We start from the raw sequence: 26,036 nt of genomic DNA on the forward strand, positions 1-26,036 counted from the left end.
AAAAGCATGTTACTGGTCACCGATCTGGATGGAACACTACTGACTTCGCAAAAGACAATCAGTCCACGCACTCGTCAAGCACTCGTAGAATTCCACCAGCGCGGTGGCCTGTTGGCCGCCTGTTCCGCCAGACCGGTCTCCTCTATGATGCGCCTGCTACAGCAGCAGCAGGTTAATGCGCTGTTTGGCTGGTGCGCAGGCTTTAACGGAGGTCAGATCCTCGAGATGGCGCAGCAGCGCAATATTCATACTGCAGCGCTCTCTTGTATGAATCTTCGGGATATTGACCGACATATTGCACTTTCCCTCTGCCCTCATCACTTTTTTAGCGCCGATGCTATTTATCATCGTTGCGACCTACAGGTAGCGCCATGGACAACTTATGAAGCCCGTTTATTTGAATTACCACTTATTTCGGCAGCACCTGGAAATATTTTAAACCGGCATGATATTTATAAAATCACACTCGTTACTGAGCAGTTAAAAATAAATGCACTGTTTGCAGAAGTGAATAATAAATTACCTTATGGCTATACAGCGACTATCACTGGGGAGAATTACATTGATATCCAACGTAGCGAAATAAATAAAGGTTATGCTATTAGCATGTTAATGCGCCAGTTAAATATAACAGCAGAAAAGGTTGCGGCGATTGGCGACCAGCAAAACGATATCAGTATGTTTTCCGCCGCCGGCATTGGTATTGCAATGGGGAATGCGCCAGAGGCAGTAAAACAACAAGCCAGCTATGTGACGGCCTCTAATGATGATGAGGGTATTGTCTGTGCGTTGGAGTGGTTGCGTTGCTCTGCACATCCAGTTACCATGCGCCAAAGCACGACGTTGGCGGAAAATAATGAACCCGATTAAAAGAAGAAAACATATCCTCGATGAATTAAATAAATTCGGTGAAGTGACGGTTATCAAATTATCGGAAACGCTAAAAGTCACATCAGAGACCATTCGCCGCGATCTCTCCATCCTGGAGTCTGAAGGGCAAATTACCAAGATTCACGGTGGAGCCGTCAAGAAGCAGGTTGTTCAGGAAGATGAATTTGGCGCGCGGATTGATATACACCGCGAAGAAAAAATGGCAATTGGTAAACTTGCCGCCGGGATGGTCAGCGAGCACGACACTCTATTCATTGATTCCTGCACAACCAATCTTATTCTGGCCGAACAATTACCTCCTCTGGCCTATTCCGTTATTACTAATTCAGCCTTGATTGCCGATAAAATCAAAGAACATAATCTCAAAGCGCGCGTTTATGTATTAGGTGGTGAATATGACTACCATTTCCGCGCCAATCTCGGCGTCTCCGTTTGTCAGCAAATAAACACTATTCACGCAGATATCTGCTTCATCGGCGCGGGTGGTATTTCACCTCAACATGGTGTGCTGGTGAAAAGCTTCGATGAAGCCTATGTTGCCAAATCAATGATTGCTATGAGTAAAAAGTCGGTAATTCTTGCCGACCATACAAAATTTGGCCAGGACGGTGTGATGTGTATCGCCACATTAAAAGAGATCGATAACATCATCACAGACAAGCGATTCAGAACAACGGGCTATACACAGCAGGACTTTGCCGGAAAATTACGTATTGCTGAATAATACAATACATGACGCTATCAGCAGGTTCTGGATTACCGTACACTGAGGATATCGGCTAACAGAGGGCACCCATATGGCACTCCCCCGCATTACCCAAAAAGAGATGACCGAGCGCGAACAGCGTGAACTGAAAACGCTGCTCGACCGCGCGCGCATTGCGCATGGTCGCCTGCTGACCAACGCAGAGACCAACAGCATCAAGAAAGAGTACATCGATAAACTGATGGCCTTGCGCGAAGCAGAAGCTAAAAAAGCCCGCCAGTTGAAGAAAAAGCAGGCCTATAAACCGGATGCGGAAGCATCGTTTTCCTGGTCAGCAAATACGCCGACGCGCGGCAGACGTTAACGTCCCTTCTTCTTACGTCCCGGCGAAGTAAAACGCTTACCGTTTGCCGCCGGGCGCGATTTCTCTTTCTCCGCTGATTTTTCGATTTTCACCACCGGACGCTTAATGCCTGCGGTTTTTGGCTTCGCTTTCGCCTTCGGTTTGGCTTCTGAGGACGAGTTCTCAATCAGCTTGAACAGATCGATCAGTTCGTCATCTGTCAGGTCGCGCCATTCACCAAGCGGCAGACCAGACAAACCAACGTTCATGATACGCGTACGCTCAAGCTTGGTAACTTCATAGCCAAAGTGTTCGCACATACGACGGATCTGACGGTTAAGCCCCTGAATCAGCGTAATGCGAAACACAAACGGCGCTTCTTTCTTCACCTTACATTTTTTGGTGACGGTACCGAGAATGGGCACACCGGCCCCCATACCACGGATAAAGTCATCAGTGACCGGCTTATCGACCGTCACCAGATATTCTTTTTCGTGATCGTTACCGGCACGCAGGATTTTATTCACCAGGTCGCCGTGGTTGGTCAGAAAGATAAGTCCCTGAGAATCTTTGTCCAGACGACCAATTGGAAACACGCGCTTGCTGTGATTCACGAAATCAACAATGTTGTCGCGTTCGCTGTCTTCGGTGGTGCTGACAATCCCTACCGGCTTATTCAGCGCGATAAAAACCAGATCTTCCGCTTCACGCGGCTCAATCAACCGACCATTTACTTTTACGACGTCGCCAGGCATCACCTGATCGCCGATGGTGGCGCGTTTACCATTCAGGAAGACATTCCCTTGTTCGATAAAGCGATCCGCCTCGCGGCGCGAGCAGATTCCGCTTTCACTGATGTATTTATTTAATCGGATGGATGAGTCGGGCAGCATAGTTTCTCCTTTGACAGCGAAATATACCCTACCTTGCGGACGATAAAAAATAATCGTGTTCGACTGTCCACGCGCTATTTGTGATCCGTCACACCTTTTGACACAAAAGTGTCAGCGATCCATCCCTGCAATTTTGTTGAGTGAAAACAAGCAGAATCAATACATTAGAGAGGTATGCACATCTGTGCCGACAACGCGCCATCACCACATCAAATGTGCAACACAATCGGTCATTTCAGGGCGCTGAAATAAGTGAAAATAGCTTTGAGATGGAGAACAGATGGGGTTATATCAGATCAAGAAGGCAATTTCGTGATTTGCACAAATGTGCAGGAGTCCAAAAATGGCGACGGAAAACAGCGATGATATCCGCCTGATCGTAAAAATAGCGCAGCTGTATTACGAACAGGATATGACACAAGCGCAAATCGCCCGCGAGCTGGGTATTTATCGCACCACAATCAGCCGGTTACTAAAACGTGGACGCGAGCAGGGTATCGTCACCATCGCCATTAATTACGACTACAACGAAAATCTGTGGCTGGAACAGCAGCTAAAACAGAAATTTGGCCTGAAAGAGGCGGTCGTAGTCTCCTGCGATAGCGAGCAGGAAGATGAACAACTTAATATGATGGGCGTACATGGCGCACAGTTGCTGGAACGCTTACTGGAACCTGGGGACATTATCGGGTTCTCATGGGGCCGCGCGGTACGGGGACTGGTGGAAGGATTATCTCCTGCCAGCCAGTCGCGCCAGCTGATCTGTGTGCCGATTATCGGCGGACCATCCGGCAAGCTTGAAAGCCGCTACCACGTCAATACGCTGACCTACGGCGCTGCGGCAAAGCTCAAAGGGGAATCACACCTGGCAGATTTCCCGGCACTGCTGGAAAACCCGCTGATCCGTAACGGGATCATGCAGTCACGACATTTTAAATCGATTTCTGCGTACTGGGATAATCTGGACATCGCGCTGGTCGGGATTGGATCTCCGGCGATACGTGATGGCGCCAACTGGCACGCCTTTTACGGCAGTGAAGAGAGTGATGACCTGCATGCCCGCCAGGTCGCCGGAGACATTTGCTCGCGCTTTTACGATATCAACGGTGTAACCGTAGAGACCAATATGAGTGAAAAGACGCTCTCCATCGAAACCAATAAATTAAAACAGGCGCGTTACTCCATTGGCATTGCAATGGGTGAAGAAAAATACAGTGGGATATTAGGCGCATTACGTGGGAATTATATTAACTGTTTAGTCACCAACAGTCATACCGCTGAATTATTGTTGAAGTAAATAAATTCTAATTGGTCCTGCCATAATTAATTTTATGTGGGATCCCCTTATCTGAATCGGGAGTTTATTATGCAAACGTGGTTAAACTTGCAGGGCAAAGTCATTATTGTTACCGGTGGTGCATCCGGAATTGGTCTGGCGATTGTCGAAGAGTTATTAGCGCAAGGCGCTAATGTACAAATGGCAGATATTCATGGCGGAGAAGGTAAATACGATAGCCATGACGGGTATCATTTCTGGCCAACGGATATTTCCAGTGCCAAAGAGGTTAATCATACTGTCGCTGAAATTATCCAACGCTACGGACATATTGATGGGCTGGTAAATAATGCTGGCGTTAATTTTCCGCGTCTGCTGGTCGATGAAAAAGCACCCGCCGGGCAATACGAACTCAACGAAGCTGCTTTCGAAAAAATGGTTAATATCAACCAGAAAGGTGTGTTCTTAATGTCGCAGGCAGCGGCACGCCAAATGATAAAACAGCGTAACGGCGTGATTGTGAATGTCTCTTCCGAAAGCGGACTGGAAGGTTCTGAAGGTCAAAGCTGTTACGCCGCGACCAAAGCCGCATTGAATAGTTTTACCCGTTCCTGGTCGAAAGAGTTGGGCAAACACGGCATCCGCGTGGTTGGTATTGCACCTGGCATTCTGGAAAAAACCGGACTGCGGACCCCCGAGTATGAAGAAGCGCTGGCCTGGACCCGCAACATCACCGTCGAACAGCTGCGCGAGGGCTACACCAAGAACGCGATCCCGATTGGTCGATCAGGGCGCTTAAGCGAAGTCGCTGATTTTGTTTGTTATCTTTTATCTGAGCGCGCCAGTTACATCACCGGAGTAACCACTAACATTGCGGGCGGAAAAACGCGCGGCTAAGGAGGTTTTATGGTCAATGCAATCTTCTGTGCTCACGGCAAACTGGCCTGCGCCATGCTGGAATCGGTACAGATGGTCTACGGTGATGCCAACGTTGAAGCCGTGGCATTTGTCCCCGGAGAGAACGCCAGCGACATTGTGGAAAAGCTAAAAAAGTTAGTAAGTATTCACACCGGCGATGAATGGCTGATTGCTGTCGATTTACAGTGTGGCAGTCCCTGGAATGCTGCCGCGACGCTGGCGATGCACAATCCGGCGATACGGGTCATTAGCGGGTTATCACTGCCGTTGGCGCTGGAGCTGGTAGACAACCAAAGCAGTATGAATGTAGATGAACTGTGCGAACACCTGACGACCATTGCTCAACAAACCTGTGTCGTCTGGAAGCATCTGGAAACGGCCGAAGAGGATTTCTGATGAACATTACCCTTGCTCGTATTGATGACCGCCTGATTCACGGTCAGGTCACCACCGTCTGGTCGAAGGTGGCGAATGCCCAACGGATTATTATCTGTAATGACGACGTTTATAACGATGAAGTACGTCGCACATTATTACGTCAGGCTGCCCCACCGGGAATGAAAGTGAACGTCGTTAATATCGAAAAGGCGGTCGCGGTTTACCATAATCCGCAATACCAGAACGAAACCGTTTTTTATCTATTTACCCGCCCACAGGATGCATTAGCAATGGTAAAACAAGGGGTAAAAATTGCCACGTTAAATATTGGCGGCATGGCCTGGCGACCAGGTAAAAAACAATTAACCAAAGCCATTTCTTTAGACAGCGACGACATTAATGCGTTTCGTGAGTTAGATAAACTGGGTGTTACGCTGGATTTACGCGTTGTCGCATCCGATCCATCTATTAATATTCTCGAAAAAATAGAAGAACAATCGTTTGCTGAATAAATAAAAATGCCTGTGTACTTATGCTTTAACAGGCAGGGATGATCACATTCACAAGGTGACATATTATGGAAATAAGTACCCTACAAATTATCGCCATATTCCTATTTTCCTGTATTGCCGGAATGGGCAGCGTGCTGGATGAGTTCCAGACCCACCGTCCGCTAATTGCTTGTACCGTTATCGGCCTAATCCTTGGTGATTTAAAAACCGGGATTATGCTCGGCGGCACGCTGGAGTTAATCGCTCTTGGCTGGATGAACGTCGGCGCAGCGCAGTCTCCCGATTCGGCGCTCGCCAGTATTATCTCCGCCATTCTGGTTATCGTCGGTCAGCAAAGCATTGCTACCGGTATCGCCATCGCCCTGCCAGTCGCGGCGGCAGGTCAGGTACTAACTGTCTTTGCCCGTACCATCACCGTGGTGTTCCAGCACGCGGCAGATAAAGCAGCCGAAGACGCTCGCTTTCGCACCATCGACATGCTGCACGTTTCCGCTCTCGGCGTACAGGCGCTGCGCGTTGCCATCCCTGCATTAATCGTCTCGCTGTTTGTCAGCGCCGATATGGTCAGCAATATGCTCAACGCCATTCCGGAATTCGTCACCCGCGGATTGCAGATTGCCGGTGGCTTTATCGTGGTGGTCGGCTACGCCATGGTGCTGCGCATGATGGGCGTGAAGTACCTGATGCCCTTCTTCTTCCTCGGGTTTATCGCTGGGGGTTATCTCGATTTGAGCCTGCTGGCTTTCGGTGGGGTTGGCGTGATTATCGCGCTGGTCTACATCCAGTTGAACCCACAGTGGCGTAAAGCCGAACCGCAGGCGCAACCCGCCTCTTCTCAAGCTCTCGATCAGCTTGATGACTAATGGAGCCAGCCATGGAACAGAAAAAACTGACCAAATCTGACCTGTTTAGCATGTTTGTTCGCTCCAATCTGCAACAGGCGTCATTCAACTTTGAACGCATTCATGGACTGGGCTTTTGCTACGACATGATCCCTGCCATCAAGCGCCTGTATCCGCTGAAAGAGGACCAGGTTGCAGCACTCAAACGCCACCTGGTGTTTTTCAACACCACGCCTGCCGTGTGCGGCCCGGTGATTGGCGTGACCGCCGCGATGGAAGAAGCTCGCGCTAATGGTGCGGAAATTGACGACGGGGCCATCAACGGCATCAAAGTTGGGCTGATGGGCCCGCTGGCCGGTGTTGGCGACCCGTTGGTCTGGGGAACATTGCGCCCGATTACCGCCGCGCTCGGCGCATCGCTGGCGCTGTCCGGAAACATTCTCGGCCCACTATTGTTCTTCTTTATTTTCAATGCAGTACGTCTTGCCATGAAGTGGTACGGCTTACAGCTTGGCTTTCGTAAAGGGGTCAATATCGTCAGCGACATGGGCGGCAACCTGCTGCAGAAACTGACCGAAGGCGCATCGATTCTCGGCCTGTTTGTCATGGGGGTGTTGGTCACCAAATGGACCAGCATCAACGTGCCGCTGGTGGTATCGCAAACGCCTGGCGCAGACGGCACCACCGTCACCATGACCGTGCAGAACATTCTCGACCAACTCTGCCCCGGCCTGCTGGCGCTGGGTCTGACGCTGCTGATGGTGCGTCTGCTCAACAGGAAAATTAATCCGGTATGGCTGATCTTCGCCCTGTTTGCGCTGGGAATTATCGGTAACGCGCTGGGCTTCCTGTCCTGATTTTTTCGCCCCGGCGATGCCGGGGCAACTTCAACAAATAGTCCTCGAAAGAGGAAGAGGTGGTAACAATGCAAACAACAACAGCTTTACGTCTTTATGGTAAACGCGATCTGCGCCTGGAAACCTTCGATCTTCCTGAAATGCAGGACGATGAAATTCTGGCCTCAGTCGTAACCGACAGCCTGTGCCTTTCTTCCTGGAAAGAGGCTAACCAGGGCGAGAACCACAAAAAGGTGCCGGACGATGTGGCTACCAACCCGATCATCATCGGTCACGAGTTTTGCGGCGATATCATTGCCGTAGGCAAAAAATGGCAGCATAAGTTTCAGCCCGGCCAGCGCTATGTCATTCAGGCTAACCTGCAACTGCCGGATCGCCCGGACTGCCCCGGCTACTCCTTCCCGTGGGTAGGCGGTGAAGCCACGCACGTCATCATTCCTGATGAAGTCATGGAGCAGGACTGCCTGTTAGCCTACGAAGGTGAAACCTATTTTGAAGGCTCGTTGGTTGAGCCGCTGTCCTGCGTGATTGGCGCATTCAACGCCAACTATCACCTACAGGAAGGCACTTATAACCATAAGATGGGCATTCGTCCGCAGGGGCGCACGTTAATCCTCGGCGGTACCGGGCCAATGGGACTACTGGCGATCGACTATGCACTGCATGGACCGGTTAACCCGGCGCTGCTGGTGGTGACCGACACCAATAACGACAAGTTGAACTACGCCCGCAAGCACTATCCATCAGAACCACAAACGTTGATCCATTATCTCCACGCCCAGGATGCGGGTTATGACACCTTGATGGCGCTGAGCGGCGGACACGGGTTTGATGACATCTTTGTTTTTGTGCCCAACGAACAGCTGGTTACGCTGGCCTCTTCTTTGCTGGTTGCTGATGGTTGCATGAACTTTTTTGCCGGTCCGCAGGATAAGCAGTTTAGCGCGCCGATTAACTTCTACGACGTGCACTATGCCTTCACCCATTATGTTGGGACATCTGGCGGCAATACCGACGACATGCGCACGGCGGTAAAACTGATCGAAGAGAAGAAAGTTCAGGCGGCAAAAGTGGTGACACACATTCTGGGATTGAATGCGGCAGGTGAAACAACGCTGGAACTGCCGCAAGTCGGTGGGGGTAAAAAACTGGTTTACACCGGAAAAGCATTGCCGTTAACTGCGCTCACCCAGATTGACGATCCGGCCTTGCGCGATATCCTGGAGCGTCATCAGGGGATCTGGTCGCAGGAAGCCGAACAGTACATATTGTCTCACGCCGAGGAAATTTAACATGATTAACCGCGACACCCAGTTGTGCATGTCGCTTGCCGGTCGCCCCGGCAACTTTGGCACACGCTTTCATAACTATCTATATGAAAAGTTAGGGTTAAATTTTATCTACAAAGCCTTTACTACGCAGGATATTGAGGCCGCAGTGAAAGGCGTTCGCGCACTCGGGATTCGCGGCTGTGCGGTCTCTATGCCGTTTAAAGAGAGTTGCATGCCGTTTCTGGATGCCATCGACCCTTCCGCAAAAGTCATTGATTCCGTTAACACCATTGTTAATGACAACGGTACGTTGACAGGATTTAACACCGACTACATTGCGGTAAAAAGCCTGATTACCAGCCACCAGCTTGATAACCACGCACGCGTCATGATCCGCGGCAGCGGTGGAATGGGTAAAGCGGTCATTGCTGCATTTCGCGATGCCGGTTTTCGCGATGTGATCGTCGCCGCCCGTAACCGGGAGAGCGGTCCGGCGCTGGCAAAACAGTACGGTTTCCAGTGGCAACCGCAGCCGGAAGGGATTACCTGCGATATTCTGGTCAACGTGACGCCAGTCGGCATGGCTGGCGGTAAAGAGAGCGATGAACTGGCCTACAGCGAAGCAATGGTCGCTGCCGCCAGCGTGGTGTTTGACGTCGTCGCCCTGCCGCCGGAAACACCGGTAATCAAACTGGCACAGCAATTAGGTAAAAAGACCATCAGCGGTGCAGAGGTGATTGCCTTACAGGCCGTAGAGCAGTTCGCCATGTACACCGGCGTACGCCCAGATGACGCGCTAATCGCCGAAGCGGCAGAATTTGCGCGGGCGGGGTAAGAGAGCAGGAACAGAGCGCCAGGGGTGGGCGCTCTGTCAATTTTAGGTACTATGCAACAGCGAACAGTTGCTGGTCAGCTTTCGCTTCTAACTGCACCAGTGCGGGAATCAACTGGCTGATGTTGACCAGACTGTGTCCTAACTGGCATATGCTCTCATACGCAAAATGTTCCTGACCTTCACCCGCCATGGTCAGCAGGCTTTCGCCCATAAAATTCAGCGTCTGGTACAACCCTGCCAGCGCCTCTTCACAGCCAAACGATAGCGCCAGATTTTCTTCAGTAGTGAGATGGCTACAATCAAGATGGCGGAACGCCTCGGCGAGTGAGAAATAAAGTAGATCGGCCTGTGAAATGAGAGAATAGCGGACATTAAAATGGGGATAAAACGTAGTTAGTCATGCCATCAGCAGGTAATATGACGATACGCAAAAAGTACGCCATCAATTGCTAAATCATCGCGTCTAAGAAGGTTTGGGAGAGTTCAATGTCTTCAGCGTTTCAGCATCGATTCATTCTGACTGGTGGCCCAGGGTCAGGCAAAAGCACGATAATTGATACGATTATAAAACGAGGGTTTTGGTGTTCTAAAGAAGCTGGAAGAGGTGTGATCCAAGACCAGGTTAACATCGGCGGCGATGCATTACCGTGGGCCAACCAGACTGCATTTGCAGAGCTGATGCTATCCTGGGAAATGCGTTCGTGGCATGAAGCGGAAGGGCATACACAACCCTGCTTCTTTGATCGTGGTGTTCCTGATGTTGTAGGTTATTTATGTCTTTCTGAACTTACCATACCGAGGCATCTGGAAAACGCCATCGAGAAATTTCGCTATAACCGAATCGTATTTATTGCACCACCCTGGCGTGAAATATATGTACAGGACACAGAGCGCAAACAATCTTTCGATGTTGCCATCGCGACATATCACGCAATGGTAAAAACATACCGTATGTATGACTATCAGTTGATTGAATTACCATGTGTTTCTGTAGAAGAGCGAGTGGATTTTATTCTTTCCAAGATAAAACCCTGCTAAGACGGCAACTACGTGTAGTGGTGAATCACCATGCATGAATCTGTCATATTCTAGTGGACATATAGCTTCCGCTCCTGGCACAAAGCCCTCCCAATCCCCTATCATCGATTCTCGTATCAACCGCAGCATCCTGAAAAACTACGTATTATTGCGAGACACTTTCCTGTTTCCTCCAGCAAGCATTTCCCCTTACTCCCCATTTTTTTACTCTCTAGTCTCAACTTGTCAATTCATAATGTAGTTTATAAAATACATGGAACGTCATCATGGAAATTCTTCAGACAATGGTTTTCCGGCGTTGAGAGCAAAACCTACGGGACAGGAGAGCTAAAACGCTCATTGCCACACGCCTTTTTCGTCTGGCTAATGGTTTAGCTGGTGATGTTAAACCTGTTGGGGAAGGCGTCAGCGAAATGCGCATTTCTTACGGTCCTGGCTACAGGATTTACTTTAAACAGCAAGGTTGCCGCATCATCATTTTGTTATGTGGGGGCGATAAAAGCTCACAAGCCAACGATATTACTCTTGCAAAAATGCTCGCCCGTACACTGGATTCACAGGAGATCTTCTGCCATGAATAAACTTACTCACTACGATCCCGCGACTGCGCTGGTTGATGATGAAGAAATTGCCGTGTTTATGGCCGATGCCCTCGAAACAGGCGATGCAGCATACATTGCAAAAGCACTGGGCGTGGTAGCTCGCGCTAAGGGAATGGCGAACATTGCGGCAGAAACGGGATTATCCCGCGAGCAGCTTTATCGCTCTTTTAGTGAGAAAGGTAACCCGACGCTGAAAACCACCCTTGCAGTGATGAAGGTACTCGGCATTGAATTGACACTTAAAAAATAGCCTCAGCTTCTATCTCCCCCTTCCAACATCGTGAGCCATATCAGTAAGGCGTTAGCCTGATAGTGGTAGCATTAGCGCGGTTTGTAATTTTCTGATTACATGGAGAAATGATGGAACTGCTTTTATTGAGTAACTCGACGCTGCCGGGCAAAGGCTGGATGGAACATGCGCTGCCGCTGATTGCTGAACAACTGAATGGTCGCCGTACGGCGGTGTTTATTCCGTTCGCTGGCGTGACGCAAACCTGGGATGAGTACACAGCGAAAACGGCAGCCATCTTTGCGCCAATGGGTGTCAACGTTACGGGTATTCATACCGTTGCCGATCCGATTGCCGCTATTGAAAACGCAGAGCTGGTGATTGTCGGCGGGGGTAATACCTTCCAGTTACTGAAAGAAAGCCGCGAACGCGGACTGCTGGCGCCGATTGTGGATGTCGTCAAACGCGGTGCGCTGTACATCGGCTGGAGCGCAGGTTCCAACCTTGCCTGCCAGACCATCCGCACTACCAACGACATGCCGATTGTCGATCCAAAAGGTTTTGATGCGCTGGGTCTGTTCCCGCTGCAGATTAACCCACACTTCACCAACGCGCTGCCGGAAGGCCATAAAGGCGAAACGCGTGAACAGCGTATCCGCGAGCTGCTGGTTGTGGCACCGGAGCTGACGGTGATTGGCCTGCCGGAAGGGAACTGGATTAAGGTGAGTAACGGTAAGTCCGTGCTCGGCGGCCCGAACACCACGTATATCTTTAAAGCGGGTGAAGAAGCGGTTGCCGTTGAAGCAGGCCACTGCTTTTAGTTGATTTGTTGTCTGATGCCGGATGGCGGCTTCGCTTTATCCGGGCTACAACTGTAGGCCTGATAAGCGCAGCGCCATCAGGCAGTTCAGCGCACATTGCCGGATGCGGCTTCGCCTTATCCGGCCTACCGGACTGCGCCATCGGGCAATATTTCACCTGTCCTCATTAGTAATCATCCCGCTCATCGTCTTCATCCGGCTGTTCCAGCACGCTGTAAGCCACGGAACAAAACAGCGAGTTCAGACGCTGCATATCGCCCAACAGCGCCAGGTGCAAGGAGCTGGTCTCGATGCTCTGCACGTTCTGCTGATGCAGACGGTCAACGTGCGCATGCGAATAACGACGATTGAGAATACGGAAGCGGTGCTTGCTGCGACGCAGACGACGGGCACTGGTCACATCTCCTGAGAAGAACACTGACATCGCCAGCTGCAGATTGCTGAGCAACTGATCGTAGAGCGCATCCAGTTCTTTCAGCCCTTCGACAGAGAATGCCCGGCGGGCGGCCAGCGACTTATCGGCTATCTCGCTGCCCATACGTTCGACAATATCGGAAGCCTGCTCAAGGTTGAGCGACATTTCGATAATCTCCGCCCAACGGCGCGATTCCTCTTCCGCCAGCTCATCCTTTGGCATCCGCGCCAGATAGAGCTTAATTGCCGTGTACAGCACGTTAATGTCGTCCGCCATCCTGCGCAGCTCTTTCTCTTCACGCGGTTCGCCGTGCATTACTTTCTTCAGCCCGTCCATCATCTGCTCCATCGCGTCGCCGATACGCAGGGCTTCACGGGCGGCATTGGCCAGAGCGAGCGTCGGCGTATCCAGCGCGCTGACGTCCAGATGTTTGGGTTTCAGATGTGCATCCAGCTCCGGCTCATCGCGAATGATGCGCTTACAAAAACGCGCCATCGGTTCGGCGAACGGCACCATCGCCACACAGCGCACCAGGTTGTAGAAGACGTGGAAGTAGATAACCAGTTCAGATTTCGGCAGCGGCAGTTCATCCATCAGATTGGCCAGCGGATGAACAAACGGCAGGATAATCAGGCTGCCCACCAGCTTAAACAGCAGGCTGCCGAGCGCCACGCGACGGGCAGCAGCATTCGCAGCACTGTTGTTGAGCATCGCCAACAGGCCGGAGCCGAGGTTGGCACCAATCACCAGACACAACGCCACCGGGAACGAGATAATGCCTGCCGCGGTCAGCGTGGCCGTCAGCAGCACCGCCGCCAGACTGGAGTAACTGATAATCGCAAACATAGCGCCAATCAGCGCATCCAGCATAATATCGCCGGTCAGCGAGGCGAAAATAACCTGTACGCCGTTAGCCTGGGTGATCGGCGTGACCGCCTGCACAATCAGCTCCAGCGCAAGTAAAATCAACCCCAGCCCGATGCCAACCCGCCCCAGTTGCCCCACGCGGGACTGCTTACGCCCGAGAAAGAAGATCACGCCGATGAAAATCAGCAGTGGGGATAGCCATGAGAGATCGAAGGTCAGGATACGCGCCATCAGCGCGGTCCCCACGTCGGCACCCAGCACAATGACCAGCGCCGGGGTAAGCGCCACGAGATCTTGGGCGACAAACGAGGTCACCAGCATGGTGGTGGCGTTGCTGCTTTGCACCAGCGCCGTCACGCCGATACCCGCACAAAAGGCGAGCGGCTTCTTTTCAACACTACGGCTGAGGACGGTACGCAAGCGGGCGCCAAAGACACGCATCACGCCGGTACGCACAATATGCGTACCCCAAACCAGCATAGATACAGCAGAAAGCAGGTGTAACAGAGTTAACACGGAATCAGGTTCTCCTTATTTTTATGGTTTTTTGAGGCTCATTTGCCTGATGGCGCTGCGCTTATCAGGCCTACAAATCATCCCTATGTAGGCCGGATAAGGCGTTTACGCCGCCATCCGGCAACGGCCCCCTTTCAGTATAAGGGTTTAAACGTAATAAAGAGACAGGGCACTCATTGAGCGCCCTGTTTGTTGTAAAGAAAGATGACAGTTTTGTGAATCAGTCGGCGTCGTAGCCGAGGTTCGGCGCTAACCAGCGCTCCACTTCCGCCACGCTCATGCCTTTACGGAAGGCATAATCTTCAACCTGATCGCGCTGGATTTGCGCCACGGCGTAGTACTTGCTGTCCGGATGACTGAAATACCAGCCGGAAACCGACGCGCCTGGCCACATGGCGAAGGATTCCGTGAGTTTCATCCCGGTGTGCGCTTCCACATCCAGCAGTTCCCAGATGGTGGCTTTTTCGGTGTGTTCCGGGCACGCCGGATAGCCTGGTGCCGGGCGAATCCCCTGGTAGTTTTCGCGGATCAGCTCCTCGTTACTGAGGTTCTCATTCGCCGCATAGCCCCAGTAGACTTTACGCACACGCTCATGCAGATATTCTGCGAACGCTTCCGCCAGACGGTCGGCGATCGCTTTCACCATGATCTTGTTGTAGTCGTCATGCTGGGCTTCAAAGGCATCCGCCAGCGCATCTTCCTCCAGTCCCCCGGTCACCGCGAAAGCACCGATGTAATCCGCTTTGCCGCTCAATTTCGGCGCAACAAAGTCAGACAGGCAGTAGTTGGCGAAACCGACTTTTTCCGTCTGCTGGCGCAGATGATGACTCACGTTGATGACGTGCGTACGCGTCTCATCACGGTAAATCTCGATATCGTCACCCACGCGGTTTGCCGGGAATAACCCCACCACGCCGCGCGGATTCAGGGTCTTCTCAGCGCTGAGTTTATCCAGCATGTCGTTGGCGTCTTTGAACAAGCGCTTCGCCTCTTCTCCTACTACCTCATCTTCGAGAATGCGCGGGTATTTCCCGGCCAGCGACCAGGTCATAAAGAACGGCGTCCAGTCGATGTAGTTGCGCAGAGTTTCGATGCTGGCTTCCACTTCCTGCACGCCCAGACGATGCGCCACCGGCGGGGTGTAGTTTTCCCAGTCGAAGGCCAGATCGTTGTCGCGGGCAGCCTGTAACGTTACTGGCGGGGTACGCGGTTTCTTACGCGCATGCTGGATACGCACGGTTTCGTACTCTTTACGCGTACGGGCGACAAAGTCATCGCGCTGGGTGTCAGAGAGCAGCGCAGCCACCACGCCAACGGTACGCGAGGCGTTCTGCACGTACACCGTCGGGCCGCTGTAGTTCTGCTCAATTTTCACCGCCGTGTGCGCTTTTGAGGTGGTCGCGCCGCCAATCAGCAGCGGAATAGTGAAACCCTGACGCTCCATCTCTTTCGCCACGTTGACCATTTCGTCCAGCGACGGGGTAATCAGCCCGGAAAGGCCTATCAAGTCGGCATTCACTTCACGCGCCGTTCTGAGGATTTTCTCCGCGGGCACCATCACGCCAAGATCGACGATTTCGTAGTTGTTACATTGCAGCACCACGCCGACAATGTTTTTGCCGATATCGTGCACATCGCCCTTCACAGTCGCGATGACCATTTTACCGTTGCTGGAGCCTTTCTCTTTGCTGGCCTCAATGTACGGTTCGAGGTACGCCACCGCCTGCTTCATCACGCGGGCGGATTTCACTACCTGCGGCAGGAACATTTTTCCTTCGCCGAACAGATCGCCAACGACGTTCATGCCGTCCATCAGCGGTCCTTCAATAACTTCGATCGGACGCGCAGCCTGCTGGCGCGCTTCCTCGGTATCCAGCTCAATAAACTCGGTAATGCCTTTCACCAGCGAATATTCGAGGCGCTTTTTCACCTCCCAGGTGCGCCATTCCGCCATCTGGGCATTCGCCGTGTCGTCGGTTTTACTGCCGCGATATTTCTCTGCCAGCTCCAGCAGTCGTTCGGTGCCATCGTCACGACGGTTGAGGATCACATCTTCAACCGCATCGCGTAGCTCGGCGGGCAGGTCGTCGTAAATTGCCAGCTGTCCGGCGTTGACGATCCCCATGTCCATGCCGTTGCGAATGGCGTAGTAGAGGAATACCGCGTGAATGGCTTCACGTACCGGGTCGTTGCCACGGAACGAGAATGAAACGTTAGAAACGCCGCCGGAGATCAGTGCGTGCGGCAGTTCGCGTTTGATGTCTTCACACGCGCCGATAAAGTCCTGCGCGTAGTTGTTGTGCTCATCAATACCGGTCGCGACAGCAAAGATGTTCGGGTCGAAGATGATGTCTTCCGGCGGGAAGCCCACCTCTTCGGTAAGAATCTTGTACGCCCGACGGCAGATTTCGATTTTACGTGCGCGGGTGTCGGCCTGCCCTTGCTCGTCAAAGGCCATCACCACCACCGCGGCACCGTAGCGACGCAGCAGCTTCGCGTGATGGATAAAGGTCTCAACCCCCTCTTTCATCGAGATGGAGTTAACGATGCCTTTACCCTGAATGCACTTCAGCCCTTTCTCGATAACGTCCCATTTCGAGGAGTCGATCATAATCGGCACGCGGGCGATATCCGGCTCACCGGCGATCAGGTTGAGGAAACGCACCATTGCCGCTTCGGCGTCGAGCATCCCCTCATCCATGTTGATATCGATGATCTGCGCGCCGCTTTCCACCTGCTGACGGGCGACGTCCAGCGCTTCGCTGTATTTCTCTTCTTTGATCAGGCGTTTAAACTTGGCCGAACCGGTGACGTTGGTACGCTCGCCGACGTTCACAAACAGGCTGTCGTCGCCGATGTTCAGCGGCTCAAGGCCGGAAAGGCGGCAGGCAACCGGGATTTCCGGCAAGCGGCGCGGCGGTAAGCCATCCACTGCGCGGCTCATGGCGGCGATATGTTCCGGCGTGGTGCCGCAGCAGCCGCCGACGATATTCAGGAAACCGGCCTCAGCCCACTCGCGAATCTGCGCCGCCATGGTGTCGGCGTCGAGATCGTATTCACCAAAGGCGTTCGGCAGACCGGCGTTCGGGTGCGCGGTCACGTAGCATTCGGCTATGCGCGACAGTTCCTGCACGTACTGGCGCAATTCGTCCGGACCTAAGGCACAGTTCAGACCGAAGGTCAGCGCATCGGCGTGGCGCAGGGAGTTGTAGAATGCTTCGGTAGTCTGGCCGGAGAGCGTACGCCCGGAAGCATCGGTGATGGTGCCGGAGAGCATAATCGGCAGCTCAACGCCCAGCGCTTCAAATTCGGTTTTAACCGCGAAAATAGCGGCTTTGGCGTTCAGAGTATCGAAGACGGTTTCAATCAGGATCAGGTCACTGCCGCCTTCCACCAGCGCTTTGGTGGATTCACGGTAGGCGGCCACCAGCTGATCAAAGGTAATGTTGCGGTAAGCCGGGTCGTTAACATCAGGCGAGATAGACGCCGTACGGTTCGTTGGGCCGAGCACGCCCGCGACGTAGCGCGGTTTTTCCGGCGTGCGCGCCGTCCATTCGTCAGCCGCCGCACGCGCCAGTTTGGCTGCCGCAAAGTTGATTTCCGCCGACAGGGATTCCATCTGGTAATCCGCCATGGCGATAGTCGTCGAGTTAAAGGTGTTGGTTTCGATGATATCCGCGCCCGCCTCAAAGTAGGCGTTATGGATGGCGGCGATGACCTCCGGTTTGCTGAGCACCAACAAGTCGTTGTTACCTTTCAGATCGCACGGCCAGTCGGCAAAGCGTTCGCCGCGGAAATCCTCTTCGCTCAGACGATATCCCTGGATCATGGTGCCCATACCGCCGTCCAGCACCAGAATACGTTCATTTAACTGCTGACGTAATTGTTCTACTTTGCTGCTCACACTCGCTCCCGACAACGCTCAACCAGACCGAAAAAAACTCAACAGGTCATACTGGCACAAACCTGAGAGGCGGAAAAGAGAACAACGGCCAACATGAGACATGTTCAGCTTCACTCATCCGATCAGTACAGGAATTCTTGCATTATAATTGAATAAAACGAAAATGATTTCCACGATACAGAAAAGGAGTCTGCCATGGTAGCCACTGTCCCCGCGAAACGCGGTAGAAAACCCGCCGCCGCTACTGCGCCTGCAACCGGGCAGGTTCAGTCTCTGACCCGCGGCCTGAAGCTGCTGGAGTGGATTGCGGAATCCAACGGCAGCGTGGCGCTGACCGAGCTGGCTCAGCAGGCCGGCCTGCCAAACTCCACGACTCACCGTTTGCTGACCACCATGCAGCAGCAGGGTTTTGTCCGTCAGGTGGGTGAATTAGGCCACTGGGCCGTAGGTGCGCATGCGTTCATCGTAGGCAGCAGCTTTTTGCAAAGCCGTAATCTGCTGGCAATTGTGCATCCGATCCTGCGCAAGCTGATGGAAGATTCCGGTGAGACGGTAAACCTGGCCGTGCTGGATCAAAGCGACCATCAGGCCATTATTATCGACCAGGTGCAGTGCACCCAACTGATGCGCATGTCCGCGCCTATCGGCGGCAAGCTGCCGATGCACGCCTCCGGTGCGGGTAAGGCGTTTTTATCCCAACTGAGCGAAGAACAAGTGACTGGCCTGCTGCACCGCAAAGGCCTGCATGCTTATACACACGCCACGCTGGTGTCGCCAGTGCATCTGAAAGAGGATTTGGCCCAGACGCGCAAGCGCGGCTATTCCTTTGATGATGAGGAACATGCGCTGGGTCTGCGCTGCGTGGCGTCGTGCATTTATGACGAGCACCGCGAGCCGTTCGCTGCGATTTCCATCTCCGGACCCATTTCGCGTATTACCGACGATCGCGTGACCGAGTTTGGCGCCATGGCGATCAAAGCGGCGAAAGAAGTAACGCTGGCGTACGGTGGATTTCGCTAAGATGGGGTTGCCGGGTGGCGGCTACGCCTTACCCGGCCTGCTATCCAAGGTTAGGGCAGATTTGTAGGCCTGATAAGCGTAGCGCATCAGGCACGGCGCACATTGCCGGATGGCGGCGCAAGTGCTTTATCCGGCCTACGGTCGGTTTCATAACGCACGCTGAACCGCTGACGACGTCGGTAGGCGTAAACATCTTCCACGTGACCGTGTTTGATGCGCGTCTGTAGGCCGCGCCAGTAGTCAGCGCTGAACAGGTCAGCGTGCATCTCTTCAAATAGCGGCCCGATACGCGGATCGGCACATAGCCAGTGACGAAACTCTTCCGGGAAGACATCTCCCGGCGATACGCTGTACCACGGCTCAGCGCTCATCTCATCTTCCGGGTAGCGTGGCGGCGGGATATGACGGAAATTCACCTCCGTCATGTAGCAGATTTCATCGTAATCGTAGAACACCACACGCCCGTGACGGGTCACGCCGAAGTTCTTAAATAGCATATCGCCGGGGAAAATATTGGCGGCGGCCAGCTGACGAATGGCGTTGCCGTACTCTTCAATGGCATCGCGCAGTTGCTGACCTTCGACCTGCTCCAGCCAGATATTCAGCGGCACCATCCGTCGTTCAATATACAGATGGCGAATGACGATCTGATCGCCGAGATCGGTAATTTTTTCCGGGGCTTCCTGCAATAACAGCGCCATCAGCGCCGGATCGATTTGCCGTTTCTCCAGCACAAAATTCTCGAATTCCTGGGTGTCAGCCATCCGCCCAACACGATCGTGTTCTTTGACCAGTTGATAGCAGGCGCGGACGTGGGCGGCAGACATCTCTTTTTGCGGGGCAAATTTGTCTTTGATGATTTTAAACACTCGGTCAAAACCCGGCAGCGTAAACACCAACATCACCATGCCGCGGATCCCTGGTGCTTCAATAAATTGCTCATCGCAATGGGCAAGATAGAGCAGATATTCGCGGTAACTTTCGGTCTTCGCGTGTTTCTGACAGCCAATCGCCATGTACAGTTCGGCGGTGGTTTTACCGGGCAGGATCTCGCGCAGCCACTCCACCAGCGCCGCGGGCAAAGGGGCGTAAACCATAAAATAGGAGCGGGCGAAGCCAAACACAATGCTCGCCTCCGCCGTCGTGGTCAGACAGGTATCGACAAACAATTCGCCTTCGTCAGTCCGGTGGATTGGCAATAAAAACGGCAGCGTCCCGGAAGGGGTGATCAACTTACCAACCAGCCAGGCGGCCTTGTTGCGATAAAACAGTTCGTTCGCCACCTGTAAATGACAGCGCTGCAACATATCCGCACCCAGAGTTTCGGTCAGGTGTTCGATGATGTAGTGGATATCACGATGTTTGTTCTGCCACGGTAGACGCAGAGGCAGATCGCTGAGAACGCGCGTTAGCAGCCACTCCCAGCCGGTATCAGGAAAGAAGTCTTTCGCCAGCGGACGTGGGATCGTACGAAAACGGCGCTCTGGCTGAGAACTGAAAATAAACAGCCGCTCGGGAGTCAGCGAGCGGTGGTCAAATAACCGGCAGTAGACGGAGTTAAAGAAACTCTCCGCAATCTCGAAGCGTGGGTAATCCGGCAGTAGCCGGGTGTAATGCTCTTTCACGCGAAGTAAAAAATCCGCGTCGGTACTTTTACCGTCAGTAATGCAGCGCAGCTGCTCCACCACCAGACCCACGTGATGATCGTAAAGGTGAATACGGCTTTTCATCGCCTGCTGAACCGCATGCCAGTCGGCATGTTCAAAACGCTGCTGCGCGCCGGAGGTGACTTCCAGAAAACGCCCGTACTGGGCGTCGAAACCTTGCAAGATAGTCTGAGCAATCAGTAATTCCAGGCCACGCGTCATCGATTTCTCCCATCCGGCACAACGTCATGCCGGATGGCGCGTTCGCTTATCCGGCCTACATCCCTTCGTAGGCCCGGTAAGCGCAGCGCCACCGGGCATTAATCAAAACTGCGATTCTTCGGTCGAGCCGGTCAGCGCGGTCACCGAGGAAGTACCGCCCTGAATGATGGTGGTGACTTTATCGAAGTAGCCTGTACCCACTTCCTGCTGATGGGATACGAAGGTGTAACCGTCTTTAGCCGCCGCAAATTCTGGCTGCTGAACCTTCTCAACATAGTGGCGCATGCCTTCGCCCTGCGCATAGGAATGCGCGAGGTCGAACATGTTGAACCACATACTGTGAATACCCGCCAGGGTAATGAACTGGTATTTGTAACCCATATCCGACAGCTGCTGCTGGAAGCTGGCAATGGTTTTGTCGTCGAGGTTTTTCTGCCAGTTAAACGACGGCGAACAGTTGTAGGCCAGCAGTTTGCCTGGGAATTTCGCGTGAATCGCATCGGCAAAGCGCTTCGCCAGTTCGAGGTCCGGCGTGGAAGTTTCACACCACACCAGATCCGCATACGGTGCGTAGGCCAGGCCACGACTGATCGCCTGCTCAATGCCCGCATGCGTACGGTAGAACCCTTCGCTGGTACGTTCGCCGGTGATGAACTCGCTGTCGTAAGGGTCGCAATCAGACGTAATCAGATCGGCTGCGTCAGCATCAGTACGCGCAATCACCAGCGTCGGAACACCCATGACGTCTGCTGCCAGACGGGCGGCCACCAGTTTCTGGATAGCTTCCTGAGTCGGAACCAGCACTTTGCCGCCCATGTGACCACATTTTTTCACCGATGCGAGCTGATCTTCGAAGTGAACGGCCGCTGCACCAGCCTCAATCATCGATTTCATCAGTTCAAACGCGTTCAGTACGCCACCAAACCCAGCTTCCGCATCGGCAACAATCGGCAGGAAGTAATCGACATAGCGCGGATCGTTCGGCTCAATACCGGTTGACCATTGGATCTGATCGGCGCGACGGAATGTGTTGTTGATCCTGTCCACCACAGCCGGGACCGAGTTCGCCGGATACAGCGATTGGTCTGGATACATGCTGGATGCCAGGTTGGCATCTGCCGCCACCTGCCAACCTGAAAGGTAGACCGCTTCAATACCGGCCTTCGCCTGCTGCAGCGCCTGACCGCCAGTCAGCGCGCCGAGGCTGTTGATATAACCTTTCTTCGATTCACCGTGCAGCAGACGCCACATTTTCGCCGCGCCAAGCTGCGCCAGCGTGCATTCCGGGTTGACCGAGCCACGTAATTTCACCACTTCCTCCGCGCTATATGGACGGGTGATGCCTTCCCAGCGCGGTTGAGTCCATTCTTTCTGTAATTCTTCGATTTGTTGAGTACGGGTTTTCATGTGCAGATGCTCCATATTGTTATGCGGTGAATTACGCCAGCAGGCGGTAGCCTGGCAGGGTCAAGAAATCGATCAGTTCATCAGAGGTAGTGATTTGCTCCATCAGGCGCGCGGCATCGTCAAAACGCCCGCTGCTGTAGCGGTGTTCGCCCAGCTCGTCCTGAATCACCAGCATCTCTTCGGCCAGCATCTGACGGAACAGCGGTTTGGTAACCGGCTTGCCGTTGCTGAGCGTCTTCTCGTGGTGGATCCACTGCCAGATGGAGGTACGGGAGATTTCGGCGGTGGCCGCGTCTTCCATCAGACCGTAAATCGGTACGCAGCCGTTACCGGAGATCCACGCTTCGATGTACTGCACCGCGACACGGATATTGGCGCGCATGCCTTCTTCGGTACGCTCACCTTCACAAGGTGCCAGCAGTTGCTCTGCGGTAATCGGGGCATCTTCTTCACGGGTCACGAACAGCTGATTTTTGTTTTCACCGAGTACGTCGTTGAACACCGCCATGGCGGTATCTGCCAGTCCCGGATGGGCAATCCATGTGCCGTCATGACCGTTATTTGCTTCCAGTGCTTTGTCCGCTTTTACCTTGGTCAGAACCTGGTTGTTACGTTCCGCATCTTTGCTGGGAATGAACGCTGCCATGCCGCCCATCGCGAATGCGCCACGTTTATGACAGGTTTTAATCAGCAGACGCGAATAGGCGCTGAGGAATGGTTTATCCATCGTCACCACCTGACGGTCCGGCAGCACGCGATCCGGGTGGTTCTTCAGTGTTTTGATATAGCTAAAAATGTAGTCCCAACGACCGCAGTTCAGACCCACAATGTGGTCACGCAGGGCGTGCAGAATTTCGTCCATCTGGAAGACGGCAGGCAGCGTTTCAATCAGCAGGGTCGCTTTAATGGTACCGCGCGGCAGGTTAAAGCGGTCCTCTGCATAGCTGAACACTTCGCTCCACCATGCCGCTTCTTGCCAGGCCTGCGTTTTTGGCAGATAGAAATAAGGGCCGCTGCCTTTCGCCAGCAACGTTTTGTAGTTGTGGAAGAAATAGAGGGCAAAGTCGAACAGGCTGCCCGGGATGGATTCGCCACGCCAGGTGACGTGTTTTTCCGGCAGGTGCAGACCACGAACGCGACATACCAACAGAGCCGGATTAGGTTTGAGCTGATAAATTTTACCCGCTTCGTTGGTGTAGCTAATGGTGCCATTGACCGCATCGCGCAGGTTGATCTGCCCGTCGATAACTTTGCTCCACTCAGGAGCCAGTGAATCTTCGAAGTCGGCCATAAAGACTTTGACGTTCGCGTTCAGCGCGTTGATGACCATCTTGCGCTCAACGGGTCCGGTGATCTCTACGCGGCGATCCAGTAAATCATCAGGAATTCCGCGAATTTTCCAGTTACCTTCACGAATGGAAGCTGTTTCCGAAATAAAATCAGGCAACTTACCGTCATCAATATCCTGCTGCTGCTGGATACGTGCAGCCAGAAGTTTATTCCGCTTTGGCGTAAATCTTGTCACCAGTTCAGTCAGAAACTCCACTGCTTCAGCGGTCAGAATTTGCTGTTCCTGTTCGCCAAACGGCCTGGTGAAGACCAGTTCATCGGTTGTCGTTGCCTGTTGATTCATTGCGTAGTTCCTCGTCATTGATCCAAACACATTCCCAATGCGAACGAAGGATCGTTGTGCGCTTTTCGTTCAGCACAACTAAGACTACTCATTTAAATTTCAAAATCAAAAACAATTTCCATTTTTAATTTAATTATCAATTAACTTATTGATAACAATATAAATAAAATTTAATTACACGATGAGGTGCGTTTCGGAAATAAAAAAGGCACCCGAAGGTGCCTGATTCAATATGCTGAAACGCTTAAGGATCGTCTGCTACAGAAGATTAATCCAGCGTTGGATTCATGTGACGCAGATCATATGGCGTGATCTGGTAGACGTAATAGTTGAGCCAGTTGGTAAACAACAAATTACCGTGGCTACGCCAGGTTGCCCGCGGTTTGTTTTGCGGGTCATCTTTCGGGAAATAGTTATAGGGTACTTCCGGCGATAAGCCCGCTTCGACGTCACGAAAATATTCGCTGCCGAGTGTATGGTCGTCATACTCAGGGTGACCCGTCACGAAGGCGATACGTTTGTCTTTGCTGGCAAACAGGTAGGCATCTCCCTCTTCGGTTTCAGCAAAGATCTCGAGATCGGTGTAGTCGCGGATAAGCGCTGCAGGGAAATCAGCATAGCGGGAATGCGGGGCCAGGAACGCATCATCGAATCCACGCGTCAGTAGCGCATGAGGGTGCAGAATATGGTGCTCATAGACGCCTGAGAGTTTGTCCGTGCGGGTTTGCTTGGGAATTCCGTACAGGATGTTCAACGCGGCCTGCACCGCCCAACAGACAAATAGCGTCGAGGTAACGTGATCTTTGGCCCATTCAAGCACTTGTTTAATCTGTGGCCAGTAAGCTACATCATTAAATTCAACCAGGCCCAACGGCGCGCCGGTCACGATCAATCCGTCAAAGTTCTGATCGCAGATATCCTCGAAATTACAGTAGAAGTTATTCAGATGCTCCGTTGGGGTGTTGCGTGACTCGCGGGCATCGATGCGCAATAGCTGAACATCAACCTGCAGCGGTGAGTTAGACAGTAAGCGCAGGAACTGGTTTTCCGTTTCAATCTTCTTGGGCATCAGGTTGAGGATGAGCACCTTCAGTGGACGAATTTCCTGACCGGAAGCGCGGGATGTCGTCATCACGAAGACGTTTTCCTCACGCAAAAAATTGACGGCGGGTAGCTCGTCCTGCACGCGAATTGGCATAACCTGATAACCTCACAACATACGTTTAAACGTTTAGACATCCAGATAGCTGAAGATACCCAGGAATCATGCGAATGTCGAGCTTGCATCCTCAAGTTGAGAAAGTTTCACGGCTCCTTGCTGTAGAATAGTGCAGTAAAGAAAAAAAGGAGAATGCTATGAACCTTACCATTCGTCGTTCGCGTCAGGACGAAGGAGATAAGTTAGTTTCTATTTGGTGTCGCTCAGTAGATGCCACGCACCATTTCCTCTCTGCGGATTATCGGATTGAGCTGGAGGAGCTGGTACGTTCATTTTTACCAGAAGCCCCTCTGTGGGTTGCAGTGACAGAACAGGATGAGCCCGTCGCTTTTATGCTCCTGACCGACCAGCATATTGATGCTTTGTTTGTCGATCCGGATGTGCGTGGTAGTGGTGTTGGTAAACTGCTGATTGAACATGCTTTATCAATGAGTTCAACGCTAACAACCAACGTTAACGAGCAGAATGAGCAGGCGGTTGGATTCTATAAGAAGATGGGATTTAGCGTGACGGGACGTACAGAGGTGGACGATCTCGGACGACCGTACCCGTTACTCAACCTCGTACGCGGGTAGCAGGACTAGCTTTTGTAGGCCGGATAAGGCGATATGCCGTATCCGGTAGTGTGCAGACGTGTTGCCTGATGCGCTGCGCTTATCAGGCCTACTGAAACGCATTCACTGACGGGCTTTTGTAGGCCGGATAAGGCGGTACGCCGCATCCGGCGGTTTTCATCCCGCACAGACGCAAAAAAGCCCATCCGTCAGGATGGGCT

The 26,036-nt window shown here is 52.7% G+C and carries 24 protein-coding genes and 1 pseudogene; 17 read left to right on the forward strand and 8 right to left on the reverse strand.

Translation table 11 applies throughout. The features are described from left to right. The first annotated feature begins 6 nt into the window (after window positions 1–6). The 3 genes from OGX86_RS00675 to OGX86_RS00685 all read left to right on the forward strand — a co-directional run bounded on the left by OGX86_RS00675 (window position 7) and on the right by OGX86_RS00685 (window position 1,961). Window positions 7–870, forward strand: a complete 864-nt coding sequence (locus OGX86_RS00675) for a Cof-type HAD-IIB family hydrolase (protein ID WP_128317009.1) — start codon at window positions 7–9, stop codon at window positions 868–870. Beyond that, entirely contained in the window at window positions 857–1,615 is a 759-nt protein-coding gene (locus OGX86_RS00680) for a DeoR/GlpR family DNA-binding transcription regulator (protein ID WP_032942078.1), read from the forward strand. The genes OGX86_RS00675 and OGX86_RS00680 overlap by 14 nt, the downstream gene beginning before the upstream one ends. A 73-nt stretch (window positions 1,616–1,688) precedes the next feature. Next, window positions 1,689–1,961 carry a YjbD family protein gene (locus OGX86_RS00685; RefSeq protein WP_003826541.1) on the forward strand — a complete coding sequence of 91 codons (273 nt, stop codon included), beginning with the start codon at window positions 1,689–1,691 and terminating at the stop codon, window positions 1,959–1,961. Here the strand turns inward: OGX86_RS00685 and rluF are convergent. Beyond that, window positions 1,958–2,833: a 23S rRNA pseudouridine(2604) synthase RluF gene (rluF, locus tag OGX86_RS00690; protein WP_008786901.1), complete on the reverse strand. Its 876-nt coding sequence runs from the start codon at window positions 2,831–2,833 to the stop codon at window positions 1,958–1,960. The genes OGX86_RS00685 and rluF overlap by 4 nt on opposite strands. 343 nt (window positions 2,834–3,176) lie before the next feature. Here rluF and OGX86_RS00695 point away from each other — a divergent pair, with 343 nt between their 5' ends. The 8 genes from OGX86_RS00695 (at window position 3,177) to OGX86_RS00730 (ending at window position 9,722) form a co-directional block, all read left to right on the forward strand. After that, on the forward strand, window positions 3,177–4,130 hold the full coding sequence (locus OGX86_RS00695; protein ID WP_032942077.1) for a sugar-binding transcriptional regulator: 954 nt from the start codon (window positions 3,177–3,179) through the stop codon (window positions 4,128–4,130). A gap of 69 nt (window positions 4,131–4,199) precedes the next feature. After that, window positions 4,200–5,006: an SDR family oxidoreductase gene (locus OGX86_RS00700; RefSeq protein ID WP_136392421.1), complete on the forward strand. Its 807-nt coding sequence runs from the start codon at window positions 4,200–4,202 to the stop codon at window positions 5,004–5,006. Between the two features lie 9 nt (window positions 5,007–5,015). Further along, the gene (locus tag OGX86_RS00705) at window positions 5,016–5,423 is read left to right on the forward strand and encodes a mannose/fructose/sorbose PTS transporter subunit IIA (RefSeq protein WP_003031647.1); all 408 of its coding nucleotides are present in this window, start codon (window positions 5,016–5,018) and stop codon (window positions 5,421–5,423) included. Further along, window positions 5,423–5,917 carry a PTS sugar transporter subunit IIB gene (locus OGX86_RS00710; protein ID WP_286639035.1) on the forward strand — a complete coding sequence of 165 codons (495 nt, stop codon included), beginning with the start codon at window positions 5,423–5,425 and terminating at the stop codon, window positions 5,915–5,917. Before OGX86_RS00705 ends, OGX86_RS00710 begins: the two co-directional genes overlap by 1 nt. 65 nt (window positions 5,918–5,982) lie before the next feature. Continuing rightward, on the forward strand, window positions 5,983–6,780 hold the full coding sequence (locus tag OGX86_RS00715; protein WP_003826527.1) for a PTS mannose/fructose/sorbose transporter subunit IIC: 798 nt from the start codon (window positions 5,983–5,985) through the stop codon (window positions 6,778–6,780). Window positions 6,781–6,791: 11 nt separating this feature from the next. Continuing rightward, window positions 6,792–7,616, forward strand: coding sequence for a PTS system mannose/fructose/sorbose family transporter subunit IID (locus OGX86_RS00720; protein WP_048215145.1), 825 nt, complete (start codon window positions 6,792–6,794; stop codon window positions 7,614–7,616). A gap of 68 nt (window positions 7,617–7,684) precedes the next feature. Continuing rightward, on the forward strand, window positions 7,685–8,908 hold the full coding sequence (gene sorE, locus OGX86_RS00725) for an L-sorbose 1-phosphate reductase (protein ID WP_286639038.1): 1,224 nt from the start codon (window positions 7,685–7,687) through the stop codon (window positions 8,906–8,908). 1 nt (window position 8,909) lies between these two features. Further along, on the forward strand, window positions 8,910–9,722 hold the full coding sequence (locus OGX86_RS00730; protein WP_032942070.1) for a shikimate 5-dehydrogenase: 813 nt from the start codon (window positions 8,910–8,912) through the stop codon (window positions 9,720–9,722). A gap of 49 nt (window positions 9,723–9,771) precedes the next feature. Here the strand turns inward: OGX86_RS00730 and OGX86_RS00735 are convergent, their stop codons facing one another. Further along, window positions 9,772–9,933 carry a hypothetical protein gene (locus OGX86_RS00735; protein WP_233097552.1) on the reverse strand — a complete coding sequence of 54 codons (162 nt, stop codon included), beginning with the start codon at window positions 9,931–9,933 and terminating at the stop codon, window positions 9,772–9,774. Between the two features lie 275 nt (window positions 9,934–10,208). Here OGX86_RS00735 and OGX86_RS00740 point away from each other — a divergent pair, with 275 nt between their 5' ends. From OGX86_RS00740 to pepE, 4 genes and pseudogenes are all read left to right on the forward strand, one after another. Next, entirely contained in the window at window positions 10,209–10,760 is a 552-nt protein-coding gene (locus tag OGX86_RS00740; RefSeq protein ID WP_048215148.1) for an AAA family ATPase, read from the forward strand. Window positions 10,761–11,023: 263 nt separating this feature from the next. Further along, window positions 11,024–11,341: pseudogene (locus OGX86_RS00745) on the forward strand (type II toxin-antitoxin system RelE/ParE family toxin). Then, window positions 11,334–11,612 (forward strand): addiction module antidote protein, encoded by a 279-nt coding sequence (locus OGX86_RS00750; protein ID WP_032942057.1) that lies wholly within the window; start codon window positions 11,334–11,336, stop codon window positions 11,610–11,612. Before OGX86_RS00745 ends, OGX86_RS00750 begins: the two are co-directional and overlap by 8 nt. Before the next feature lie 110 nt (window positions 11,613–11,722). Next, window positions 11,723–12,412 (forward strand): dipeptidase PepE, encoded by a 690-nt coding sequence (gene pepE, locus OGX86_RS00755; RefSeq protein WP_003841421.1) that lies wholly within the window; start codon window positions 11,723–11,725, stop codon window positions 12,410–12,412. A gap of 166 nt (window positions 12,413–12,578) precedes the next feature. Here pepE and OGX86_RS00760 read toward each other — a convergent pair whose 3' ends face one another. Both OGX86_RS00760 and metH read right to left on the reverse strand, forming a co-directional pair. Continuing rightward, window positions 12,579–14,210: a Na/Pi cotransporter family protein gene (locus OGX86_RS00760; RefSeq protein ID WP_048213962.1), complete on the reverse strand. Its 1,632-nt coding sequence runs from the start codon at window positions 14,208–14,210 to the stop codon at window positions 12,579–12,581. Window positions 14,211–14,430: 220 nt separating this feature from the next. Further along, window positions 14,431–18,114, reverse strand: coding sequence for a methionine synthase (metH, locus tag OGX86_RS00765; protein ID WP_048215150.1), 3,684 nt, complete (start codon window positions 18,112–18,114; stop codon window positions 14,431–14,433). A 195-nt stretch (window positions 18,115–18,309) separates the two neighbouring features. On the opposite strand from metH, the gene iclR reads away from it, so the two are divergent. Beyond that, window positions 18,310–19,134, forward strand: coding sequence for a glyoxylate bypass operon transcriptional repressor IclR (gene iclR / locus OGX86_RS00770; RefSeq protein WP_003826510.1), 825 nt, complete (start codon window positions 18,310–18,312; stop codon window positions 19,132–19,134). 86 nt (window positions 19,135–19,220) lie between these two features. On the opposite strand, the gene aceK is transcribed toward iclR, so the two are convergent. The 4 genes from aceK to metA all read right to left on the reverse strand — a co-directional run bounded on the left by aceK (window position 19,221) and on the right by metA (window position 25,240). Further along, window positions 19,221–21,002 (reverse strand): bifunctional isocitrate dehydrogenase kinase/phosphatase, encoded by a 1,782-nt coding sequence (gene aceK / locus OGX86_RS00775; protein WP_213786447.1) that lies wholly within the window; start codon window positions 21,000–21,002, stop codon window positions 19,221–19,223. 102 nt (window positions 21,003–21,104) lie between these two features. Then, window positions 21,105–22,409, reverse strand: a complete 1,305-nt coding sequence (gene aceA, locus OGX86_RS00780; protein ID WP_016155323.1) for an isocitrate lyase — start codon at window positions 22,407–22,409, stop codon at window positions 21,105–21,107. Window positions 22,410–22,440: 31 nt separating this feature from the next. Continuing rightward, window positions 22,441–24,042 (reverse strand): malate synthase A, encoded by a 1,602-nt coding sequence (gene aceB / locus OGX86_RS00785; RefSeq protein ID WP_048227503.1) that lies wholly within the window; start codon window positions 24,040–24,042, stop codon window positions 22,441–22,443. 268 nt (window positions 24,043–24,310) lie between these two features. After that, window positions 24,311–25,240: a homoserine O-acetyltransferase MetA gene (gene metA / locus OGX86_RS00790; protein ID WP_003826503.1), complete on the reverse strand. Its 930-nt coding sequence runs from the start codon at window positions 25,238–25,240 to the stop codon at window positions 24,311–24,313. 158 nt (window positions 25,241–25,398) lie between these two features. Between metA and OGX86_RS00795 the strand changes: the two genes are divergently transcribed. Beyond that, window positions 25,399–25,836: an acetyltransferase gene (locus tag OGX86_RS00795; RefSeq protein ID WP_003826501.1), complete on the forward strand. Its 438-nt coding sequence runs from the start codon at window positions 25,399–25,401 to the stop codon at window positions 25,834–25,836. The last annotated feature ends 200 nt before the right edge of the window (window positions 25,837–26,036 follow it).

Origin of the sequence: Citrobacter sp. Cpo040, from assembly GCF_030332915.1 — a bacterium.
Taxonomy (GTDB): Bacteria; Pseudomonadota; Gammaproteobacteria; order Enterobacterales; family Enterobacteriaceae; genus Citrobacter; species Citrobacter portucalensis.

Bases quoted from the DNA above. Each gene is read 5' to 3' on its own strand.
- OGX86_RS00675 (WP_128317009.1), top strand. From the start codon at position 7: ATGTTACTGGTCACCGATCTGGATGGAACACTACTGACTTCGCAAAAG.
- OGX86_RS00680 (WP_032942078.1), top strand. From the start codon at position 857: ATGAACCCGATTAAAAGAAGAAAACATATCCTCGATGAATTAAATAAA.
- OGX86_RS00685 (WP_003826541.1), top strand. From the start codon at position 1,689: ATGGCACTCCCCCGCATTACCCAAAAAGAGATGACCGAGCGCGAACAG.
- rluF (WP_008786901.1), bottom strand. From the start codon at position 2,833: ATGCTGCCCGACTCATCCATCCGATTAAATAAATACATCAGTGAAAGC.
- OGX86_RS00695 (WP_032942077.1), top strand. From the start codon at position 3,177: ATGGCGACGGAAAACAGCGATGATATCCGCCTGATCGTAAAAATAGCG.
- OGX86_RS00700 (WP_136392421.1), top strand. From the start codon at position 4,200: ATGCAAACGTGGTTAAACTTGCAGGGCAAAGTCATTATTGTTACCGGT.
- OGX86_RS00705 (WP_003031647.1), top strand. From the start codon at position 5,016: ATGGTCAATGCAATCTTCTGTGCTCACGGCAAACTGGCCTGCGCCATG.
- OGX86_RS00710 (WP_286639035.1), top strand. From the start codon at position 5,423: ATGAACATTACCCTTGCTCGTATTGATGACCGCCTGATTCACGGTCAG.
- OGX86_RS00715 (WP_003826527.1), top strand. From the start codon at position 5,983: ATGGAAATAAGTACCCTACAAATTATCGCCATATTCCTATTTTCCTGT.
- OGX86_RS00720 (WP_048215145.1), top strand. From the start codon at position 6,792: ATGGAACAGAAAAAACTGACCAAATCTGACCTGTTTAGCATGTTTGTT.
- sorE (WP_286639038.1), top strand. From the start codon at position 7,685: ATGCAAACAACAACAGCTTTACGTCTTTATGGTAAACGCGATCTGCGC.
- OGX86_RS00730 (WP_032942070.1), top strand. From the start codon at position 8,910: ATGATTAACCGCGACACCCAGTTGTGCATGTCGCTTGCCGGTCGCCCC.
- OGX86_RS00735 (WP_233097552.1), bottom strand. From the start codon at position 9,933: ATGGGCGAAAGCCTGCTGACCATGGCGGGTGAAGGTCAGGAACATTTT.
- OGX86_RS00740 (WP_048215148.1), top strand. From the start codon at position 10,209: ATGTCTTCAGCGTTTCAGCATCGATTCATTCTGACTGGTGGCCCAGGG.
- OGX86_RS00750 (WP_032942057.1), top strand. From the start codon at position 11,334: ATGAATAAACTTACTCACTACGATCCCGCGACTGCGCTGGTTGATGAT.
- pepE (WP_003841421.1), top strand. From the start codon at position 11,723: ATGGAACTGCTTTTATTGAGTAACTCGACGCTGCCGGGCAAAGGCTGG.
- iclR (WP_003826510.1), top strand. From the start codon at position 18,310: ATGGTAGCCACTGTCCCCGCGAAACGCGGTAGAAAACCCGCCGCCGCT.
- aceK (WP_213786447.1), bottom strand. From the start codon at position 21,002: ATGACGCGTGGCCTGGAATTACTGATTGCTCAGACTATCTTGCAAGGT.
- aceA (WP_016155323.1), bottom strand. From the start codon at position 22,409: ATGAAAACCCGTACTCAACAAATCGAAGAATTACAGAAAGAATGGACT.
- aceB (WP_048227503.1), bottom strand. From the start codon at position 24,042: ATGAATCAACAGGCAACGACAACCGATGAACTGGTCTTCACCAGGCCG.
- metA (WP_003826503.1), bottom strand. From the start codon at position 25,240: ATGCCAATTCGCGTGCAGGACGAGCTACCCGCCGTCAATTTTTTGCGT.
- OGX86_RS00795 (WP_003826501.1), top strand. From the start codon at position 25,399: ATGAACCTTACCATTCGTCGTTCGCGTCAGGACGAAGGAGATAAGTTA.